The 21422-nt window shown below is 47.6% G+C and carries 19 protein-coding genes and 1 tRNA gene; 7 read left to right on the top strand and 13 right to left on the bottom strand.

Annotated elements, in window-relative coordinates; genetic code table 11:
* Positions 1 to 3: 3 nt before the first annotated feature.
* From UF06_RS08440 to UF06_RS08475, 8 genes are all read right to left on the bottom strand, one after another.
* The gene (locus tag UF06_RS08440; RefSeq protein ID WP_045570053.1) at positions 4 to 1977 is read right to left on the bottom strand and encodes a methyl-accepting chemotaxis protein; all 1974 of its coding nucleotides are present in this window, start codon (positions 1975 to 1977) and stop codon (positions 4 to 6) included.
* Positions 1978 to 2000: 23 nt separating this feature from the next.
* On the bottom strand, positions 2001 to 2591 hold the full coding sequence (locus tag UF06_RS08445) for a chemotaxis protein CheW (RefSeq protein ID WP_045570054.1): 591 nt from the start codon (positions 2589 to 2591) through the stop codon (positions 2001 to 2003).
* A gap of 9 nt (positions 2592 to 2600) precedes the next feature.
* A complete protein-coding gene (locus UF06_RS08450) occupies positions 2601 to 4808 on the bottom strand; it encodes a chemotaxis protein CheA (RefSeq protein ID WP_045570055.1) in 2208 nt (735 codons plus the stop codon).
* Positions 4809 to 4810: 2 nt separating this feature from the next.
* Positions 4811 to 5134, bottom strand: coding sequence for an STAS domain-containing protein (locus UF06_RS08455; RefSeq protein WP_045570056.1), 324 nt, complete (start codon positions 5132 to 5134; stop codon positions 4811 to 4813).
* Positions 5135 to 5192: 58 nt separating this feature from the next.
* On the bottom strand, positions 5193 to 5561 hold the full coding sequence (locus tag UF06_RS08460) for a response regulator (RefSeq protein ID WP_045570057.1): 369 nt from the start codon (positions 5559 to 5561) through the stop codon (positions 5193 to 5195).
* A gap of 82 nt (positions 5562 to 5643) precedes the next feature.
* A complete protein-coding gene (locus tag UF06_RS08465) occupies positions 5644 to 6804 on the bottom strand; it encodes a methyl-accepting chemotaxis protein (RefSeq protein ID WP_045570058.1) in 1161 nt (386 codons plus the stop codon).
* 259 nt (positions 6805 to 7063) lie between these two features.
* Positions 7064 to 7675: a DUF2913 family protein gene (locus tag UF06_RS08470; protein ID WP_045570059.1), complete on the bottom strand. Its 612-nt coding sequence runs from the start codon at positions 7673 to 7675 to the stop codon at positions 7064 to 7066.
* Between the two features lie 26 nt (positions 7676 to 7701).
* Positions 7702 to 7785, bottom strand: a tRNA-Leu gene (locus UF06_RS08475).
* Positions 7786 to 8334: 549 nt separating this feature from the next.
* Here UF06_RS08475 and UF06_RS08480 point away from each other — a divergent pair.
* Positions 8335 to 9543 (top strand): NupC/NupG family nucleoside CNT transporter, encoded by a 1209-nt coding sequence (locus tag UF06_RS08480; protein ID WP_045570060.1) that lies wholly within the window; start codon positions 8335 to 8337, stop codon positions 9541 to 9543.
* A 92-nt stretch (positions 9544 to 9635) separates the two neighbouring features.
* Here UF06_RS08480 and UF06_RS08485 read toward each other — a convergent pair whose 3' ends face one another.
* Together UF06_RS08485 and UF06_RS08490 are read right to left on the bottom strand one after the other, a co-directional pair.
* Complete coding sequence (locus tag UF06_RS08485; protein ID WP_039432941.1) at positions 9636 to 9992, bottom strand: YibL family ribosome-associated protein; 357 nt, start codon at positions 9990 to 9992, stop codon at positions 9636 to 9638.
* Positions 9993 to 10072: 80 nt separating this feature from the next.
* Positions 10073 to 11071, bottom strand: a complete 999-nt coding sequence (locus UF06_RS08490) for a 2-hydroxyacid dehydrogenase (protein WP_045570061.1) — start codon at positions 11069 to 11071, stop codon at positions 10073 to 10075.
* Between the two features lie 179 nt (positions 11072 to 11250).
* On the opposite strand from UF06_RS08490, the gene UF06_RS08495 reads away from it, so the two are divergent.
* The 3 genes from UF06_RS08495 to UF06_RS08505 all read left to right on the top strand — a co-directional run bounded on the left by UF06_RS08495 (position 11251) and on the right by UF06_RS08505 (position 13887).
* Positions 11251 to 11709 (top strand): L,D-transpeptidase family protein, encoded by a 459-nt coding sequence (locus UF06_RS08495; protein ID WP_045570151.1) that lies wholly within the window; start codon positions 11251 to 11253, stop codon positions 11707 to 11709.
* A 174-nt stretch (positions 11710 to 11883) separates the two neighbouring features.
* Positions 11884 to 12780, top strand: coding sequence for a DMT family transporter (locus tag UF06_RS08500; RefSeq protein ID WP_045570062.1), 897 nt, complete (start codon positions 11884 to 11886; stop codon positions 12778 to 12780).
* Positions 12781 to 12933: 153 nt separating this feature from the next.
* Entirely contained in the window at positions 12934 to 13887 is a 954-nt protein-coding gene (locus UF06_RS08505) for a malate dehydrogenase (protein WP_045570063.1), read from the top strand.
* A gap of 49 nt (positions 13888 to 13936) precedes the next feature.
* Here the strand turns inward: UF06_RS08505 and UF06_RS08510 are convergent, their stop codons facing one another.
* Positions 13937 to 14311 (bottom strand): hypothetical protein, encoded by a 375-nt coding sequence (locus UF06_RS08510; protein WP_045570064.1) that lies wholly within the window; start codon positions 14309 to 14311, stop codon positions 13937 to 13939.
* Positions 14312 to 14576: 265 nt separating this feature from the next.
* Here UF06_RS08510 and UF06_RS08515 point away from each other — a divergent pair, with 265 nt between their 5' ends.
* The 3 genes from UF06_RS08515 to UF06_RS08525 all read left to right on the top strand — a co-directional run bounded on the left by UF06_RS08515 (position 14577) and on the right by UF06_RS08525 (position 17787).
* Entirely contained in the window at positions 14577 to 15611 is a 1035-nt protein-coding gene (locus UF06_RS08515) for a spermidine/putrescine ABC transporter substrate-binding protein (protein ID WP_045570065.1), read from the top strand.
* 221 nt (positions 15612 to 15832) lie between these two features.
* Complete coding sequence (locus UF06_RS08520) at positions 15833 to 16276, top strand: GNAT family N-acetyltransferase (RefSeq protein ID WP_045570066.1); 444 nt, start codon at positions 15833 to 15835, stop codon at positions 16274 to 16276.
* A 323-nt stretch (positions 16277 to 16599) separates the two neighbouring features.
* The gene (locus UF06_RS08525) at positions 16600 to 17787 is read left to right on the top strand and encodes a DUF3103 domain-containing protein (protein ID WP_045570067.1); all 1188 of its coding nucleotides are present in this window, start codon (positions 16600 to 16602) and stop codon (positions 17785 to 17787) included.
* Positions 17788 to 18070: 283 nt separating this feature from the next.
* Here UF06_RS08525 and UF06_RS08530 read toward each other — a convergent pair whose 3' ends face one another.
* Positions 18071 to 18394: a heavy metal-binding domain-containing protein gene (locus tag UF06_RS08530; RefSeq protein WP_045570152.1), complete on the bottom strand. Its 324-nt coding sequence runs from the start codon at positions 18392 to 18394 to the stop codon at positions 18071 to 18073.
* Between the two features lie 120 nt (positions 18395 to 18514).
* Entirely contained in the window at positions 18515 to 21394 is a 2880-nt protein-coding gene (locus tag UF06_RS08535) for an HD domain-containing phosphohydrolase (RefSeq protein ID WP_045570068.1), read from the bottom strand.
* Between the last annotated feature and the right edge of the window lie 28 nt (positions 21395 to 21422).

Genomic DNA, 21422 nt, shown 5'->3' on the forward strand with positions numbered 1-21422 from the left:
CTCCTAAAATCGTTCAAAATCCCTTTCATCAAAACCGGTCGCAGCCGCATAGCTCAATGAAGGTTGCGGCTTCGGCGTATGGGAGGAGGCCGAATTTTTAGCCGACGAGGCTGTCTTGGATGGCGTTGACACGCTATCGCTTGCCACGTTTAATCTAAAGAAAGCGACCGCTTGTTGCAGTGCTTCGGCCTGCGCACTCAGTTCCTCAGCCGTCGCAGCGAGCTCTTCCGATGAGGCGGCACTTTGCTGCGTGGTTTGGTCTAATTGCGACATAGCACTGTTAATTTGCGCCACACCACTGGATTGCTCATCAGAAGCGGCGGCAATTTCTTGTACTAAATCAGCCGTTTTACTGATGCTGGGTACGATCTCTTCTAGCAGTTTGCCAGCTTCTTCGGCAATTGAGACGCTGTTGGTCGCCAACTGGTTGATTTCTTGGGCAGTCACTCGGCTATTTTCAGCCAGTTTGCGCACTTCGGCAGCCACGACAGTAAACCCTTTGCCATGCTCCCCCGCTCTTGCTGCTTCTATTGCGGCGTTGAGGGATAACAGGTTGGTTTTATACGCAATGTCTTCAATCAAACTGATTTTGCTGGCGATCTCTTTCATCGCTTGCACGGTGCGGCCAACGGCTTTGCCGCCTTTCTCTGCTTCGCCAGAGGCTTTGGTCGCCATACCATCGGTCACTCGCGCGTTCTCGGCATTTTGCTGAACAGAGGCGTTGAGCTCTTCGACTGATGCGGTGGTTTCTTCAACGCTGGCCGCTTGTTCCGTTGCCCCTTGACTTAAGGTCTGCGCGGTGGCGTTAACCTGTTGCGAGGCGCTGACGAGGGCATCTGCATTGCTGCGTACTTGCTCTATGATGCTGCTAAGGCGCGTGACCATCTCTTGCATCGCCCCGTAGACACCAGTGGCCTGACCGTGATGCTCGAAACGGATGTTCAGGTCACCATCGGCAATTCTGCGAGCGATGGTTTCCATGTCTCTTGGTTCGCCACCAAGCGGTTTTTTGATAATACGGACTAACAACCAAGACAAGATGATACTGACAACAATCGCACTGATAGACACCCAAATTACGGTTGTGATGGTATTTGCATTGTCCTGTTTGACTTGTGGCCCAAGAGTATCTTGATCTTTTTGCACCGATAGGGTGACTTCCTCACTGGCCGTTGAAACGATTTTTTCAAGGCGATCGAGGTCATCGGTGATCATTTTGTGTAAGCTGTTGGCGATTTGATTCATATCTGATAGCGCTTGAGAGTAGAGCGCTTTTGCCGCCATGAAATTTTCCAGCAGACGTCTGCGCTCTGGGTTTTCTAAACTAGCATCGAGACTTTTTTCTCTTTCCACCATAGCCACATTGAGTTCATTAAATGCGCGATCAGCATCGGCTTGATCGTAAGAGAGCAAATATTTCGTGACGTAAAGGCGGGCCAGAAGAAGAGACTCTTGGGTTTCACTGGCAAAGAAAGTCGCATTTGGATCGGCATCTCGATAGGCGGAATCCATGATACTACTCATGGCGCTGACCATGGTACCTCCCTGAGGCTCCAACTGCTGTTTCATGATGGCATCACGCTGCTCCATTAATTTGGTGATGCGGGAAAACGTCTCGTCGTATTGCGTAATCGAGCTTAAGATGAGCTTAATATTCTCTGCCCGTTCTGGCTTTTGTATGCTTCCATCAGCTTGTTTGACTAATTCCATCAACTGAGAGAAATAGTCCCGATACAGACGCAACGAATCTTGACTCTGGTTGATGATGTAGTCCTTGGCATAGACTCTCGTCAGCAGCATGTGGATTTCCACTTGACTGGCGAGATTGGAGGTCCTAGCCAGTTCACGGTAGTCGTCAAAGCCAGAAGTTGCCTTTGATTGACCGAAATAAGCGGTGATTGATACGGCGATCAACATCGCCATGACTAACGCGTAGCCCAAACTAATTTGAGCGCTTAATTTTAAACGACTAAACATGACGCCATCCCCTTGCCAATCAATTATTCTGAGTTCGATGAAATTGTCATTGAGCGTTCAGAGAACGCCGTTGAATGATGTGTTGCAATGCTTTCCCATTGTTGTGCTGCAATGTTCTCCACATGCGAGAGAAGGTGCTTGATATCCAATAGAATAAAAAACAGTTCATTGGTGCGAGCCATTGCTTTAATAAACTGTGTATCGACGGATTCACCAAAGGTTGGTGGCGGATGAATACACGCTTGCTCGATCTCGACGATTTCGTCGACGCTGTCGACCAACATTCCAATCGGTAGTGCCGGTGGCTTACCCGTTCCCTGTACGAGAATAATGCAACTTCGTCGGTTTAAGGCTCGCTGCCCTTTGCCTAGACGAGCAGAGAGATCAACGACCGGGACCGCTTGGCCGCGCAGATTGATGACTCCGCGAATAGAATTGGGCATCATCGGAACCTGGGTCATCGATCCAAACTCAATAATCTCATTCACTTCCAAAATGCCAACTGCAAACAGTTCATTGGCAACTTTAAAAGTCAGATATTGCTCGATTTGTTCGTCGTTAGGATTTTGCTTTTCGTCTTGTTCAACGCCGAACCCTGTGATCAGTTCCACCATGTTATCCTCCTAATAGGCGTGCGAGCTAATGGAGAGTTTGGAGCGTTTAGGATGTGAGCTCTCACCTTGTTTAATCGCAAGTGTAATGAGCCCTTGAATATCCAGGATTAAAGCGATGTTGCCATTACCTAACACCGTTGCTCCACTGATGCCCTTAAGGCCTTGGAAGACTTTTCCCAATGGTTTAATCACGGTTTGCAGTTCGCCGAACAGTTGGTCAACAACCAGCCCTGCTCGGCTGCGACCAAATCGCACCACCACCAAGTTTTCGCGATCAGTGCGGTCCTCATCCACCACGTCAAAGAAGTCTCGCAAGCGTAGGCAAGGCATCATATCGCCGCGCAGGCTGATGTGATTGCGCTGGGTGTCTAAGGACCATTGTGCTGGGTCCAGCTCCACGCACTCTTCCACCATGCTAAGCGGGATTACATAACGTTCAGAGCCGACGCCGACCATAAATCCATCAATAATGGCTAACGTCAAAGGAAGGTGAATGGTGACCAGCGTTCCTTTGCCTTTTTCACTGTCGACTTCCACGTTGCCTCTCAGGGCGTCAATATTGCGTTTCACCACATCCATGCCGACTCCTCGGCCGGAGAGGTTGTTCGCTTGTTCTTTAGTGCTTAAACCGGGCTCGAAAATCAGCCGAGTGAGTTCACGACGGCTTAATGTCTGATCGGCTTTGATGAGTCCGTTGACTTCGGCTTTTTTGCGTATTTTTTCCAGATCTAGCCCTGCACCGTCATCGGCTATTTGAATCACGATGTGTCCTGAATCGTGCAGCGCATTGAGTCGCAACGTCCCTGTGCTGGGCTTGCCATTGGCAAGTCGTTCTGCAGGGGATTCAATGCCGTGGTCGAGGGCGTTGCGAACAAGGTGTGTGAGCGGATCAGCAATTTTCTCGACCACGCTTTTATCCAGTTCGGCTTCCCCCCCGGTGATCACCAGCTCAATCTCTTTGTCTAGCTCTTGGCTGACGTCTCGGACCACGCGGCGAAAGCGCGAGAAGGTATCGCCAATCGGTACCATCCGTAGTTGCAGCGCGTGGTCGCGAATTTCTTCAACTAACGCCTCAACGTTGGCGACCACATCTTGCGCGTCTTGCATCTGATATTTATCGACCATCAAACGCACCGCAGCGTTTGAGATGACCAATTCACCAACCAAGTTGATTAAATGGCCTAAGCGGTTGGCATCGACGCGTATCGATTGGTTCTCTTTGTTGGCTTTTTCTCGGTTGGTTTGCTGCTTGTGTAGTGCTTTATCGAGAACGGGCTCGGAGACGATTTGGCGCTTGACCAAGATCTCCCCCAAAGGTTTTCCACTCTCTTGTTGGCTGGCTGATGGGCTTGGCGAGCTTTGCTCTATCAGAGCCAAAGCGAGCTCTTGTTCAGTGATTGCGCCGATGTTAATCAACATCTCGCCGAGGCGTTGAACATTCTCTTCGGGAAGATCATCGAGCAAGTCTAAATAACTGGTTTGCAGACTCTTTGGCGGAAGAATACGGATGTCGCAATCTTCTCTGGCGAACTCAAACACTTCTTCAATCTTGCTTTTGCTTGCATCGCTAACGAGCGAGATGCGAAACGAAAGGTAGCAACTCTCTGCATCCATTTCCTCAGCGGGGGGCAAGTTTTGTGTGAGTGTCACGATGTCTGTGATGTTCCCAATACGTGGCAGATAGCGAATAAAGGAGAGCGGGTCTAGCCCATTACGAAGGGCGTCAGGTTTGAAATCCAGTGAAATAATCCAAAAATCACGGCCGCTTTCTTGTGCGCTTTGCGCATCAATCTGGGCCGTTTTTTGCGTTGCGAGCGGGGTAGGCGGCACGGTTCCTTGCAGCAGCTTTTCTATCAGTTCTTTTCCTGCTTGTTCTAGTTCTTTGGGTACTTCAGCGTCCATACCCTCAGCGACGGTACTCACTAAACGTTCTGTGTGGTCTTTACACTTCAGTAGCAGAGCCACAAAGGCACTGTCGATATTTCTCTGCCCTTTTCTCACCAAATCCATTTGCGTTTCAACCGGGTGAGTAAAATCGACAATACAGTCAAAACCAAAGATGCCAGCCGCGCCTTTGATGGTATGCATTGCTCTAAACACTTGGTTTACGGGCTCTTCATCCTGCGGAGATTGCTCCATGGCGAGTAGCGCATCTTCCATCTGTTCGAGCAACTCTGCCGATTCTTGAACAAAAATAAATTTGGCATCATCGGACATGGCTATTTCTCTCCTGCTGGCAACAAAATAGGGTCGCCGAGGGTGGCAACAAGGTTGAGTGTTTCGAGTACATCAATCACTGCGGGGCTGTGTTTAGCCAAATGCACTTTTTTTTCCAGTCGGCGCGATTCGTTTCGAAGCATCAGCAGGAGCTGAACGCCAGCAGTGTCAATCTCATTGATGGCTTCAAGATCAATTTCTAGTGAGTCGAACTGGCACAAGGCCTCGAATAGGGCTTGTTTCATTTCAGTGACACTGTAAATGGTTAACTCGTCTTGAATGCTCACCTGGGCATGACCTTGCTCGGCTTTTATTGCTATCGTCATGGTGCTTCCTTGTTTCACAAATCAAAGGGAAAACAGCGTTAAACAGCGCTACTGAGCGCTAAGGCAGAACGAGCTTGGCGACAGCATCCAGCATTTTGGGTGGCTGAAAAGGTTTCACAATCCACGCTTTGGCGCCAGCCGTTCGGCCTTCAGACATCTTGTCTTGGCCAGCCTCGGTGGTCAGCATGATAACGGGCGTGAACTTGTAGCGAGGGTGCTGTTTGATCTCTTTGAGAAACGCAATGCCATCCATGATTGGCATGTTGACATCGCTGATGATCAGGTGAATTTTATCCCCAGTCATTTTGCTCAAAGCATCTTTGCCATTGCTTGCTTCGATGACATCGTAACCAGCACCACGTAACGCAATGCCAACGACTTGACGGATGGAGGTTGAATCGTCAACAACCAGTATTGTTTTAGCCATAGTGTCGTCTCTTCAATCAATTGAAATTCTCTGCAAGCTCTCCCACTTGCGCCTTGTTCTGCTTCTTTCTGTTAAAATGGAGCTAGAAAAAACTCACCGAGCCACTTTCTGCTGATGCGCTTACATGACGAGCTTTAGGGTCGTGTTGCCTGTGTTCTTCCACCGTGGTGTAACTCGATTTCATTTTGGCTAGTAGCTGATCAATATCTTTCTTACTCAGCGGAGTCTCTTGATCGAGCACCTTGCTACTGAGCTCATCCATACTTTTGCTTATTTGGCTTAAGATTTGGCTCACTCGGTCTTGGAACTGTAACTCGATCAGCACTTGCTCAATTTGTTGTTGAATCTCTTGTTGAGTGACCAGCAGTTGTGCGGCTTCGTCGTGCAGCGATTGCGTATAAGCGCCCAAGTTCTCAATCACGTCTTGGATGTGATGCTCGCTTTCTTCAAGGGTTTTATCTTCTTGATCTTTTGTTGACGAGGCTGAAGCCAATATCGAGCTCATCACACCTTTTACTTCATTGATTTTCTTGGCAATTTGATCGCCCGTTGTACCTGATTGGGCTGAGAGATCGCGCACCTCTTGTGCTACGACCGCAAAGCCCCGTCCTGCTTCACCTGCTCTTGCCGCTTCTATCGCCGCGTTGAGGGCAAGCATGTTGGTTTGGTTGGCAATATTGGCGACGGCAAGCGCCATTTGGTCGAGATCGTTAGTGAAGTTTTCCAGCGATTCGATTTGTTCGAATAGCTGGTCGGTGACGTCGTCATACGCCTTTAACTGCGAAAAGATAGTGGTCAATTTATCTCTATCTTGTTCAATGTTGTGATGGCTTTGAGAGCCATTAATCGCACTGGACTCGCCTTGGGTTTGGATCATCAGGGCGACCAGATTGGAAAAGCGGTTTGACAACTCATTAATCGCATTTTCCGAGATGTCTTTACAACTGGTAATGTGCCGCTGCCAAATGGGGATCACCTTATGCCAGATATGATGTTCTTGCTCGCTAAGCTCGTGCTGTTTATGGGATTGAGACTGCTCAGCTGCGATTTGCTGTTTAGCGTTACCAATTTCTCTGTCCATCTCGTTGGCGGCAATGTGGAGGAGAGCAATGAAGGCCGCGCTGCACATCAGCCAAAGCACGACAAAGTAGAGTGCAAAGTCTGGAAATACAAAGAAAGCTACCGCCAATCCGACGGAAAGAAGGAACAACAGCCAAGAGTAGGTTTTCAAATTCACAATCATTAGCGTAGGCAATCCGGTAATTTGATTTTCCTCTTTAGACTAGATAGCAATCAGGTGAGGCAGCGTGATTTAGATCGGAAAATTCAACTTTAAGCAATTTGTAGCACATTTAATTGGTTTTATATTGTTGAAGGCGTATCGCAGATTAAGTGATGTGTTTTGTGAAGAAACTTGTTTATCTGTATGAAAATTAATGATTTTATATTGAGGAGGATTGCGCTGAGGTGATTGCGCCGTGCAAGACAGTGAGGTGACGGGTTTACGCTAGTTCAAGCGTAATACGCACAAATTGCTCATCTTGGTACTGAACCGAATAGCCGTAGGTATTGTTGGCGTAGATTGCGCCAAGGAACAGTGAACGTTGGCTCATCGGGCCGCGAAACAGCATCGAAATGGGTTTGATCAAGGTATTGTGGCTATCAAAATGGTCGTTGAGGTTTTGCGTCAAAACACACAGCAGGCAACCATTTTCGTCATGAGAAAGGTCAACATCTTCAGCGCGCGATAGCAGCACTGTGGTACCGAGTTTTTTCTCGATCTCATTAATCAGCAGGAGGTAACTGTCTAGATGCGGTTGCGTTGGTGGTGTTTCGGCACCGACACATTTTTCCAGCAGTTTTTCCAAGTTGCCTTGATCGCCTTTGGCTTGCTGGGTCAGGGTTTTAAGCGGCTTTTTGATCAGTTTGTAGCGATTGCTTTTCAGTTTAGGCTTGAGCCATTTTTGCAGCAAATCGTTACTGTCTTTAATAGACAGGGATTTATCGGCAGTAGCAAGGCGACGAAATTCAAGATGCAACAAAGCGTGAACAGCAAGTTCCCTGAGAAGTTGATTTGCATCTGCAGCCTGTCTGGCCTGCTTAATACCTTGCATCACATTGAAATTATCTAATAAGGGAATGGTGCCGAGAGAGGGACTCGAACCCTCACACCATAGGCGCTAGCACCTCATGCTAGTGTGTCTACCAATTTCACCATCTCGGCATAGGATGTTGAAGCACTGCTTCAATATTGATGTGGTTCATTTCAAACCGGAGCGAATTGTATATCCAAAAATTTCGTTAGGCGAGTGTTTATTGAAGAGAAATTGATGATTTTGGTTTGTTTGGACATTTGTTGCGCAAAGAGCGGCAAAATTCAGCATTAACCTTGGTTTTTATATTGTTATGAAGGCGGTGGAACAGCGTTTTGTCTGTTTTATAAACGCTTGAACGTTTGCGTAAATAAATGTGATGAATATCTCATTCATATCCCTATACTAGCGACCCGTTTAAACGGGATTCAGGGTAGCACTGCTCGCTGCTCTTACCCATACAAGCCGTCACAAGGAATTAGGCTCCCGCCTGAGTGAATGACCCCACGGATCGGACCAGCTTCCTACCAAAGCTTGTATAAGGTAATAAAAATGTCGAACTATACGTTCTCAGTGATTCACTCTTCTTGGTGTCACACTTCACCATTTCATGCTGCTCCCTCTTTTGCTGATTTCGTCAGCATTTCACTCTTTTTCAAACGTTAAGCAGGTCATCACACATGAGCATTCTATTTGGTCTTCTGGGTGTGATCGCCCTTCTTGGCTGCGCGGTTTTGTTGTCTGAAAGCCGCCGTTCGATTAACTGGCGTACGGTGTCTCGCGCTTTACTGCTGCAAGTCGGTTTTGCTGCGCTGGTGCTGTATTTTCCTTGGGGACAAGTTGCGCTGGCGTCACTCAGTGGTGCAGTATCAGGTTTGTTGGGCTTTGCCGATGAAGGTATTGCGTTCTTATTTGGCGATTTGGCGTCTTCAGGCTTTATTTTTGCTGTGCGTGTATTACCTATCATCATCTTTTTTAGCGCTCTAATTTCGGCACTTTACTACCTTGGCATTATGCAAAAGGTGATTCAGTTTCTTGGTGGTGGCATTCAAAAATTTCTTGGTACCAGCAAAGCCGAGTCTTTGGTTGCAACCGGTAACATATTCCTCTCGCAGGGTGAGTCGCCTTTATTGATCCGTCCTTTCTTGCCGAAAATGACCCGCTCGGAGCTGTTTGCAGTGATGGTAGGCGGCATGGCGTCGGTGGCGGGCAGTGTGCTTGGCGGTTACGCGGGCTTGGGTGTTGAGCTTAAATATCTGATTGCGGCCAGTTTCATGGCGGCGCCCGGTAGCCTATTGATGGCGAAAATCATCATTCCTGAGCGCGCAACGCCTTGCGATTACAACGACATTGCGCTGGACAAATCGGATCAAAGCAATGTGATTGACGCGTTAGCCAGCGGCGCGATGGGCGGGATGAAAGTCGCAGTGGCGGTCGGAACCATGCTGATTGCGTTTGTCAGCGTGATCGCGATGGTGAACACTGGGCTGGAAAATCTGGGTGAACTGCTGGGCTTTAGCGGCATCACATTGCAAGCGATGTTCGGTTACCTCTTCTCACCTTTAGCGTGGCTGATTGGTGTGCCTGCGCATGAAGTGTTGGCGGCGGGCTCTTACATCGGGCAGAAAATCGTAATGAATGAGTTTGTTGCCTTTATCGATTTTGTTGAGCACAAAGCACTCTTGTCTGAACACAGCCAAGTGATCATCACCTTTGCTCTGTGTGGTTTTGCCAATATCGGTTCTATCGCCATTCAGTTGGGATCAATTGGCGTGATGGCACCAGAGCGTCGTGGCGATGTGGCCAACATGGGCTTGAAAGCCGTTGCGGCGGGCACGTTGGCGAACTTAATGAGTGCGTGTTTGGCGGGCATTTTTATCGCCTTGTAAGAGAGCGATAACAGCATGCCTTCGTTCGCGGGGGCATGAACAGCAAAAAAGCCTGAGTGATCGTCGCTCAGGCTTTTCTTTTCTCTTAGCGCTTAAAACGCTTTTGGCGCAAAGCCTGTCATCACATCCAGACGCAGTTCTTTACCGATTTTGGTCATTGGATGGACGATGACCAAGCCTTTGACGCGTTTTTTCAGTTTACCAATGTCTGCTTGCTCTTCTTTGGTGATTTCACGCGAGAAAGGCATGTCGAGCAAACTCTTACGCTCTTTATTTAGCTCGTAATTTTGCTTGTGCTTGAGTTGGGAAAGTGACTTAGACAGTTCATCCACTTCATTGGTGAATTTGGTGATCATTTCCTGATCACCGCGAGTACGTGCGGTTTCAAGTTTACGCTGACAAGTGTCTAAACGGTTGTGCAGCTTCTGGATGTCGTTTTTTATGCTCATGAACACTGGGCTCTGGTAGAAATGGTCGGGAAGTATAGCATAGCTAAGCGTAGCACTTTACTAAACTGCCCGACATTTTATCATTCGCTGATTAACTCGTTGCCGCTGGTTGTGCCAGAGAAATAGGCGTCGATGTTGTTTAGCGTCACCGAGGCGATGTTATTGAGTGCCTCGTGCGTCAAAAAGGCTTGATGGCCAGTAAACAGCACGTTGTGGCAAGCGGAGAGACGGCGGAAGACATCGTCGATAATCACATCGTTGGATTTGTCTTGGAAAAAGAGATCTTTCTCGTTGTCATACACATCCAAACCGAGCGCGCCAATTTGCCCCTGTTTTAGCGCTTCAATGGCGGCAAACGAATCGAGCAGTTCGCCGCGGCTGGTGTTGATGATCATCACACCGCGTTTCATTTTAGCAAACGAGGTTTTGTTGAGCAGATGGTAGTTCTCTTTGCTCATTGGGCAGTGCAGGCTAATGATGTCTGACTTCGCATACAACTCATCCAACGACACGTATTGTGCGCCAAGTTCCAGCGCGAGAGGGTTCGGATACGGATCGTAGCAGAGGATAGTCATCCCCAATCCTTGGAAAATACGCATCGCCGCCACGCCGATTTTGCCCGAGCCGATCACTCCGACAGTTTTGCCGTAGAAGTTGAACCCTACTAAGCCATCAAGCGAGAAGTTCGCATCACGGGTGCGCAGATACGCTTTGTGCAGGCGGCGGTTTAAGCACATCATCATGCCGACCGCGTGTTCGGCGACGGCCTCCGGGGAATAGGCCGGCACGCGCACCACTTGCAGGCCGAGCTCTTTGGCCGCCGCCAAGTCCACTTTGTCAAAGCCCGCGCAGCGCATAGCGATCAGTTTGGTTCCGCCTTCCGCCAGTAACTTCAGGACCGGTGCAGAGAGATCGTCGTTGACGAATGCGCAAACCACCTCGTGGTTTTTGGCCAGCGAAGCGGTTTTGCTGGTTAAGCGAAAATCGTGGAAATGATACTCAACCGGATGGTCGCCTTTGGCTTTATTGAAGGAGACTTCGTCGTAGTTTTTCGCACTATAGAAAAGCACATTTACCATAGTAACCTCACAGAATTTAATGTTTTTATAAAGCTTTCTGTTTATAAACTACTTGAATGCGGTGGGGTTGGGTAGGATAAATTGCGTCGAATAAGTTTGCCCAATAGTGTTTGCTTCATTAGTATGCAAATGGCATGGATAGCGATGGAAGGTGCGTGTTGAAAAGCAAAGCAGTGTGGATGTTTTCTCTCTTTTTGACCTTGCCAGCGCTGGCGCAGGTGGATCTGGTTAAAGTCGATAAATCCAAACGCCGCCTCTACCTGATGCAAGGAGAGACAGTCATTCGCGAATACCGCATCGCGCTAGGCAAAAATCCACTGGGACATAAACGGCAAGAGGGCGATCACCGCACCCCAGAGGGCGATTACACGCTGGATTACGTCTCTGAAGAATCCGCGTTTTATCGCTCAGTGCACATCAGCTACCCCAATGAAACCGATTTAGCGCAAGCGCGCGAACGGGGTGTTTCGCCCGGTGGTGATATCAAAATTCATGGTCTGCGTGATGGCGAGCAGCGCCCACCTCAATTTATTCAGAGTTTCGATTGGACTAACGGTTGCATTGCGCTGAACAATACCGAGATGGATGAGTTTATCCGTTTAGTGAAAATGGGCACGCCGATTCACATCGAATGGTAGTTTAATCGTTTTCCTTTCTCACTGGGTGAGAATTTAACCGACCTTTGTCTCGATAGCATCGGTACGTTTTGGCATCATGTCGCTTGCTCAATCTATTTTTGCGTATCTGCAACAATAGCTTATAACCAAGAGAAGGAGGCTAAGACCGCCTTCCTACCAGCACGAGTAATCATATTGACTTCTGAACGCAAAGCTTCCGCCATCTTGATCATGGCCACCATACTGTCCGCTTTTGGCTGGATCTTTTCCAAAGAGACTATCCAAGGGTTACCGCCGTTCGGCTTCGTCGGTTTGCGCTTTCTTATCGCCTCGCTGTGTTTATTGCCGTTTTGCTTTCGCTCGTTGCGCCGCGCGAGTTGGCAAGATATCCGTTCGGCAGCCTTGGTCGGTTGCCTACTTGCAACGGCACTGATCAGTTGGATTCACGCCATTTCGATTAGCGATACCCTCGGTGAAGGGGCGTTTATTCTTAGCCTGTCGATGTTGATGGTTCCGTTTGTTGCTTGGATCTTATTTCGGCAACAGCCCAAACGCATTTTTTGGCTCTCACTGCCGATTGCCATGTCGGGGCTGGCGTTTTTATCGCTCAAAGATGGCTGGCAAAGCTCGTCCAGCCAGCTTTGGTTTTTGTTTAATGCCGTGGTACTGGCACTGCACTTCAATATCAATAGCAAGTATTCGCAGACTTTACCCATTTTGCTTCTCACCTGTATTCAACTGTTTGTGACCGGATTGATTGGTTTAACCGCCAGTGCGCTGTTTGAAAGTGTGCCGCTTGACGTCGAGCCGAGTATTTGGGGCTGGTTTACCGCCAGTACCATACTGGCGACCGCGCTGCGCTACGTGATGCAAACCATGGCGCAAAAGCAGATCAACCCGGGTAACGCGGCGTTAATCATGATTTTAGAGCCGGTTTGGACGGTATTTCTCAGTATTGGCTGGTATGGCGAGGTATTGACGTTGAGTAAGTTAGTCGGCTGTAGCCTGATTTTGTTTTCACTGATTTTGTATCGCACCGACGGCAAACTGCTCTCCTTACTGCGGCGTACACAATCTGCGGCAGGTGATTAACGGTTGACCAAGTCGCAGTGCCATGTACTAACTTTTGTGTTCATCATCGCCATTTACACCAAATTCATTACTCAACACCAAATTAAATTAGATAGACATCAATAATCGCAGTTAAAATTAAACTTTAGTTAGTGTTTTATCAGGGAAGCGAAAATGAAGATTGGTGTAATTGGCGCGGGAGCCGTTGGCGTGGGAGTGTGCAATTATCTGCTCACCTTAGGCAGTGTCAGCGAATTGGTGTTATTGGACCAAAACTTAGCCAGAGCCGAAGGGGAAGTGTATGACTTTCGCCATACCGCGGCGCTCACCTTCTCAAAAAATACCCACATCTTACCGACGCAAAATTATCTTGATTTGCTCGGTGCCGACATTGTGGTGATTACCGCGGGTGCGCAGATCAAACAAGGGCAAACGCGTCTGGATATCGCTGAAATCAATGCCAAGATTGGTGTTGAAATCGCTCATCAGGTTGAGCGTGTTGCACCGAATGCCACTTTGATTGTGGTGTCGAATCCTTGCGATATCGTCACCCACTTCATCGCCAAAAACAGCTCGTTCAAAGCATCGAAAATCATCAGCAGTGGCTGTGTGATCGATACGGCTCGTTTGATGACCATTGTGGCAAATCGCGTGCAACTGGATCCGAAAAATGTCTTTGGCTATGTGCTTGGCGAACACGGTAGCCAGTGTTTTACCCCGAAGAGCCTGATTTCGATCGCCGGGCAGCCTGCGGATTACTACTGTGACACTAACCATATCAAACGCATTGACGCCGATGAACTGTTGGAATCGGTCAAGCAGGCGGGGTATGAGATTTTCAAACGCAAGCACAATACCACCCATGGCATCTCGGCCAGCGTGTTTCGCATCATTCAGGCGATCATGATCAATGAAAAATCGGTTTTACCGGTAGGCACGCTATTGTCCGGGCAATATGGGCTAAAAGATGTGGTGCTCAGCTTACCGACGGTGATTGGCAAACAAGGCGCAGAAAAGATTTTGCACCACCCGTTTAGCCAAGAGGAGCTCGAGACGTTAAGTGAGATTGCCAAAGCGGTGAATGTGGTTGTGGCGCAAGTGGCCAACGCTACGGGACTAAACGCTTAAAAAAATCGGAAATGAAACAGCGCCCGAGAAAACGTGGGCGCTGTTTTTTTTATTCGCTGGGTTGATTCAAGTCACGCACTTGATCCGGTGGTGGATTTTGCCGAAAACGTTTGACGGCGATGGTGGTTTTTTCTTGCATGATGCATTTGGCGATGCGGTGCATGCCGTCAAAAACGCGGTAATCTTCGGTGAGAATCACCGGGTAACTGAGATCCGCGTTATTAATCCGTCGGCAATGCTCTGCAATCGCGCGACAAGTCGGTCCGGGCCCGGAATCACCAAACCAAGTGACTTCGTCCGGGCCACAAATATCCGCAATTGGGATCTCTTCGGTTGGCAACGTCTCGGCCAGTTGCCAGATCCGTTCAATCATCCAAACTGATTGGATGCCATCATTAATTTCTACATATCTTGGTGTTGTCACGTTTTACTCGACTCCTTGAGTTAAATAAATGGCATGCGCAGTGATGCTCTTGATAACAATTGGTGAACCTGTCGCGTGTTTTTTAGCACGAAAAATCCGTGGTTTTCCAGTCAGTTCGCGCTCAGCCCTTGAGCATAAACCATGTTAGGAATAACAACGAATATTATTCATAACGATTAATTAAATTTTCTTTCAAATCCTTAACAATTGCCTAATTATGCGCGTGACCCCCAGCGCGGTGCTGGTTAAGTCTGGATAGCAAACTATGAAATTATTAATCAAAGGACTGGTTTTGAGTGCGCTCTCTTTTAGCGCGGTCTCTCAGGCAGAGAGCGAAGTGCTGAACGTTTATGCTTGGGGGAGTTACCTACCTGAAGCTTCTCTAAAGGCGTTTGAGAAACAAGAAGGCGTCACGATTAACTATTCAACATTTGAAAATAATGAATCGATGTACACCAAACTCAAGCTGCTGAAAGGTGGCGGTTACGATGTGGTGTTTGCCTCCGCGTACTTCATCGAAAAAATGGGTCGGGAAGGGCTGTTGACCAAACTGGATCACAGCAAAATCCCTAACATGAAAGACACGATGGATGGTCTGCTTGGTCAAGCGCACGATCCGAAAAACGACTACTCGCTGCCTTATATTTGGGGCATTACTGGTATTAGTTACAATGAAACCATGGTCGACGCCCCTCTGACTCGCTGGGCCGATCTGTGGGATAAAAAGTACGCGCAACAAGTGATGCTGATTGACGATATCCGTGATGTTTTCGGTATGGCGTTAAAACTTAACGGCTTTAGTATCAACACTAAAAACGAAGCGGAAATCAAGAAAGCATACGAATCTTTGGTTGCGTTGAAGAATAACGTCTTACTGTATAACTCAGATGCGCCGCAAGTGCCGTATGTGTCTGGTGAAGCGTCTGTCGGCATGCAGTGGAACGGGAACGCCTACCAAGGCCAAGTGGAAATGCCAGAACTGAAGTTCGTGATGCCTGAAGAAGGCGCGGTTCTGTGGATGGATAACTTCACCATTCCATCTGGTAGTAAACACAAAGAATTGGCGCACAAGTTTGTTAACTTCATGTACCAACCAGAAAACCAAGCTGAGATTGTCAACAGCCTAGGCTACGCTTCAGCAACCAAATCTGGCCGTGAGTTGCTACCCGCTGAGTTGAAAAACAACCCAACCATCTTCCCATCAGATAAAGATATGAAGAAGGGAGAGTTTATTAATGATGTCGGTCCAGAAACGCTCGCGATTTATGAGAAATACTGGCAGCGCCTAAGAACGCAATAAGGCAAGAATGAGATTATCCCAAGGAGCGCAAAGGCGCTCCTTTTGTTTTGCCGTTACTAAATGCGAATGCTTAAGCGGCGCCACCCGATGCTTTGCCTACATCCATTTCGTGCTGTGCTTTTTGAATCGGTGTAAAAACATCGTTAGGAAACACTTGCTTTTTTTCACTCTTAATGGCACTAAAAGCACATATTTTGCGGAATTTTTCGAGAGAAAAGGATATGGACATCACCTTAAGCCACATCGATAAAAACAACTACCAAGCTGTATGCCAATTAGAGTTAGCCAAGTATCAGGAAGAGCTGGTGGTCAGCAATACTTGGTCACTGATTGAATCTTTTTACCACGAGAGTACTCAAGCGCGAGCAATCTGCTTAGAAGGCAAAGTTGTCGGCTTTATCATGTGGGAAACGGGCTCGGACTCTTTGGTGACGCTGCGTCGTATTATGGTGGATTACGCCCATCAGCGACAGGGTATTGGTCACGGTGCCATTAACCTGTTGCTCGCCGAAATGGCGAGTCTACCGGCGGTGAAAAAATTGCAGGTCGAATATCCACGCAATAACCGTGCCGCGAAAGCTTTTTTTACAGCGGTCGGTTTTGAAGTGGAAGAGGGGCAAAGTGACAGCAATATTCTCTCTGCCAGCATGCTAGTCGACAAATAACAGCACCTTACGCCAATTTTCGTCCATATCGATAATCCTGTGACTAAGCGATAGTCACGGGATTTTTTATTTTTCAATCCCTGTGTTTTCTATTTAAAAGCATACCGTTTTATTTGATTTTGCTTAGAACAGAAACAATTTTTCCAATGATCTTGGCTTGTTTCAGGATCTACTACTTTAAATAATACTTAATTAAAACATGATCTTCTGGGCAGAGTTTGAACAAATTTATAAAACGGCGTTGAATGAATAGGATGGAGTGGTATTTTGGTTATGAATAGATCTTTAACTCTACTCATAATAAAAATATTAAGGGGTATTACATGAAAAAAATCATCTCCCTCTCTGCTCTTTGTGCATTAGCGCTTGTGGGTTGCCAGTCTGAAGAGACGAAAGTGACCACCATTTCTAACGACAAAGCGGGGGAAATTACCAATACAAAACGTGATTTGGCCAAACAACTGAGTGAACATTTTACGGAGTTAGAAGGTACACTGCGCGCCAATATCACTTCTGAGCAACTTAACGTTTCACTTTCCACTCTGGCTGAGCAGCAACCGAAAGCGCAATTTAGTCGCCAATTTATCCAAGCAGATAGCCAGATTCGTACATGGAAAGGCATCTCTGAATACACCGACGAACTCTTAGAAGTGCGCTTAGCCAATGAAGCGATGTTAGCCGCTTGGCAAAATGGCGAGCAAAGCCCACTGTTCGCCTTTGAGCCAACGGGTGATGATGAGCAGTGGCAGTACATTGAAGCCTTTGATATCAATGGACAAATACATCAGTTAAGTGTGAGTGAAATGCCGGAAGTGCCTGTTATCGTGATTGATAACAATAGCTCGGTCGAGTTGAAAGCAGGCTTACAAGCGATGAGAGCCGAAATGCAGCGCCTTGGTCAATCAACGGTCGTTTTGCCTTATCAGAATGAACGTGATCGCGCTGCAACGTCTGTGAAGGCGTTCGCAGCAGGAGAGGCACAGCCAATCCATACCACGCAGCTGAAGAAAATTCGTCTAGCCGATGACCAAGAGCCATGGATCTCAGGAAAAGCAGAAATCTACGCCATTGTGACAGGGGTAAACCCAAGTCGTGATGAGCCTGCGCTTGATCTGGTCGAAATGCCTTATCTCGATTACGACAACAAAGATTACTACCCAAATCAAATTGTGATTCACTGGTCTCGCTACCGCTGGGGCGCCGCTGATATGGTGTTGATGGAGCAAGACGATGGTACGGATTACAAGCAGCTTGCCAAACTGTTGGTACAGGTGGCGGAAGAGGTGCTCAAAGCCATTCCCGATCCAGAAGTGCAAGCCTACGCGATTATCCCGCAGCTGACTAACAAGATCATTGATGCCATTCCAGATGGTGCGCTAGCCAATGATGATGACTTTGTCGATGTCTACTACACCTTGATGCAAGACACGTCGTATGTTGATCATCCGGGAGCGGGCGTAAACGCGGTAGTGACCTTGGAGCCGCTGACGATCAATCCAACCCGTCCATAAGCACTATTCGTCTATAGGTATTATTTGTCCACAGGTACTACTCATCTATAGGCATAAGTCTCACGCCTGATAGGGCGAAATAAAAAGGTCGAGTTCCGAAGAACTCGACCTATTCCAGACGCGCAAGCGAAAGCGTCAATTCGTTTATATACCGCTAATGTAATGACTTTCTTGTTGGCGTGTAAACAGTTAATACGCGCATTCACAAAAAAATCATATTCCTTGAAGTAGGATCATACATTGCGTCGTTAATCCGATTTAACTGAGGCTTTGCTGGAAAGGATTACTGCTCGATCACGACTGCGGTACCGCTAGCAGAAACCATCAACATGCCGTTACTCTGGCCTAAGACTTCATAATCGATATCCACGCCAACAATCGCATTAGCGCCTAAAGCGCGCGCTTTTTGCTCTAACTCTTCAAACGCTATGGTTCTTGCTCGCTCTAATTCTTTTTCGTAAGTACCAGAGCGTCCACCAACCATATCTCTTATTCCCGCAAAAAGATCTTTAAATAAGTTTGCGCCAAGAATGGCTTCGCCTGCAATAACGCCTTTGTAGGCGATAATTCGCTTGCCTTCAATTTGCGGAGTAGTTGTTACTATCATCATTTGCCCTCGTTTAGGTTAAAAGTTGCAATTAAATTTCTTCAGATAAGGGCAGGAGCAATTTATATTTTATCCAAGCAGATAGCAAGTTAGTATTTATTAAAAATCAAATCCTTAGAGTTAGAATTGATTTCTTAGATAATTCTTCACTCGCTCAATATGAGTATTTCGATCCACCTCTGAGAACTGTTTTGGATTAACAAACGTTTTCGCGTATTTCTGATCCACTTCGCGCAGTAAAAAAAGCAGATAGATTTTTGGGTCAATATGCCCGGAGGTTGCCATATTAGTCATAATTTCCAGTGACTCAGCTAAGGATTTGCCTTTTTTATACGGGCGATCGTTTGAGGTTAACGCCTCAAACACATCCGCAACCGCCATCACTCTTGCGGGAATCGATAACTGTTCTTCGCTTAAACCAAGCGGATAGCCTTTGCCATCCATGCGCTCGTGGTGGCCGCCCGCAATTTCCGGAATATTTTTCAAATGCTCTGGATACGGCAGGCGATTGAGCATGACTTGTGTCTGAATGATGTGATCGTTGATGATAAAGCGCTCTTCATCATTCAAGGTGCCATAACGTATGGTGAGGTTGTGTAACTCACCACGATTGTATTTACAGTTGCCGGGTTTGAGCACATAAGGCTGTTGCCAGTTTTGGCTCGGATGACCACCTTGTTCCCACGGAATCATATGCACGGGTTTGTCGGCCAGCAACGGCTCCATGACGGGTAGCGATGGTTTGCTGGTGTGGCGTTTTTGCTCTATCCACGATACGCCGAGTTGATCATCTAGCGTGCGTTTCCACTCGCGTTGAGCGATCCTGCGCAGACGCTCGACATCTTGCTGCGCCATATCCTCGCTACCCACGTTACACCGGGCGACAAAAGCAAACTCCTCATCCAACTGGCGATGTTTCTCGTCTAGCGTCTGTTTGGCTTGTGCCGCTTCTACGCCATTGTAGAGCGCTTGCCAGTAGCTGACTTCTTCTTGCAATTTCAGCACTTCAAAGCGCATGCGGATTTCGTGGATGCGATCGTAAATCGTCTCAAGCTTAGTCGCTTTGTCAACCACATATTCAGGGGTGGTCACTTTGCCGCAGTCATGCAGCCAAGCTGCCAGTTTGATCTCTTCCCACTGCTTGTTATTGACGGAAAAGTTGGGGAAGTATTTTTTGTCTCGATGAATTTCTTCCGTCAGCCAAGTGACCAGTTGTGGCACGCGCTGACAATGCCCGCCAGTATAAGGGGATTTGGTATCAATCGCAGAGGCAATCAGCTCGATAAAGGCGTTGAGCATCTCTTTTTGCTGTTGCATCTGGTCGATATTGTCTTTAGCAATTTGCGCGAAACTGAGCAGCTCGCGTAAAAAAGCATGTTTATCCATTTGCGCATCGGTGGGAGTGCGCTCGTAACCGATAGTGACAATCCCGACCAGTGACTTTTCACGGTTGAGTAACGGGAAGAAGAAGATATCCGTATTGAAAATGGTATCGTGATGGCGTTTTAACGCGTTCGAGGTACGGTCAAGGTGAATGGTTTCCCCCTCTTTCAACTGCGCCATCATCCAGGGCGTTTCGTTGATGAACTCATTGATGTCGATTTTGAGCGGAATAATGGCGTGATTCGCCGCTGTGCTCAGTTTCTTCTCTTCGTCGGATTGGATGTAAAGCATGATGGTTTCTGCTTTGGTCACCAAATAGGCTTGATGGGCGATGGTTTTCGCTAGCAGATCAAAATCTTGATTGCTGGCGGTATCTCGCAATAAACGCAGTAAATCATGCAGAGTATGTTCCATCAACTCGATGGAGTTGGTTAGGTTCATCACCTCTTTAATCATGCTCTGTGGGTAGCGCGTGCGTTTGAAATCAAAACGGGCGATGTTGTCAGTAAGTAAGATTAAATTTTGCAGTGGTCTAGCGAGACGATTCGCCACCACCCAGACAATGGCGAAGCAAATCAGTAACATAAAGATTGCCGTCACCACCTGCTTATCACGCATGGATATTAAATCGCTGAGCAGTTCGTTGGTTGGCGTCGCCTCTGCAAGCGTCAACTGCACTCTGTCAGTCAGGTAGACAGGCGTCATGGTGAGTGACCACTCATCGCCCTGATATTGCTGAGTTTGGAAGCGCGTATTTCCCTGACCAATATTGTCAAGCAGAGGCGCAAATAAGGTAGAAAACGTCTTACTTTGTTGTAAATCCTGTCCTGTCTTATCCTCAGTTTCTAACTGATGCTGCGCCAACAGGCGACCTTCCGCATCGAGCAAGGCTAATTTTGTGCGTGGCGCAAAGGCGAGCGCCTCCATCTGACTAGAAAGATTAGAGAGGGTAAAATCGGCGCCGATAACGTGTTGTCCGTCGGCTGAACTACGTGACAATGTCACGCCGGTGGTCTGCAAAAAGTAAAAAAAATATGGCTGAGTCAGCCGAATCTGCCCATCGGGCTCTGCATTGACAAACCAAGGTCGAACTCTCGGGTCAAATTGATTGTCGTTTTGTAGCCGATAGTCGATTTGTTGAAAATCTTGGTCGAGATAGACAAACTCGTTGCGACCATCGACGTGCGTGGTGTTAATTAAGAAATAAGCCCCCTCTGGCGCGTCAAAGCGGGTTCTCATCATCTCGGAAGTGAGCATTCGATACTGGGTGAATATGCCACTTTCCGAGGCATGATAAAGCGCGACCAAATTGGGGTTTTGGTTAAAGATCAACGCCAGTGATTTGAGCCAAGGCGCAAATCTAGCGGCATCATTCTGCTCATCCAAAAACGCACTTTCTGCCATGAAATTGAGCGTGGTCAGCACTGGGCTCACCGACGTTTGGTAGGACGATTCCAATTTGTGTGCGTGTTCAAGGCTTAGTCCTTCAGCGCTTTTACTGAGTAACGCTTGTGAATGGTTATAACTGATGGCAATCAACACAATACCGATGATAGTGGTTAAAACGAGAAACAGACTCGTAATATGGATGCTCAGCGGATAGTGTTGTTTTTTCATTCAGTGCTCCGTGCTTTCTAACGTTAGG

The sequence above is a fragment of the Vibrio sp. S234-5 genome, from assembly GCF_000960595.1.
Classification (GTDB): Bacteria; Pseudomonadota; Gammaproteobacteria; order Enterobacterales; family Vibrionaceae; genus Vibrio.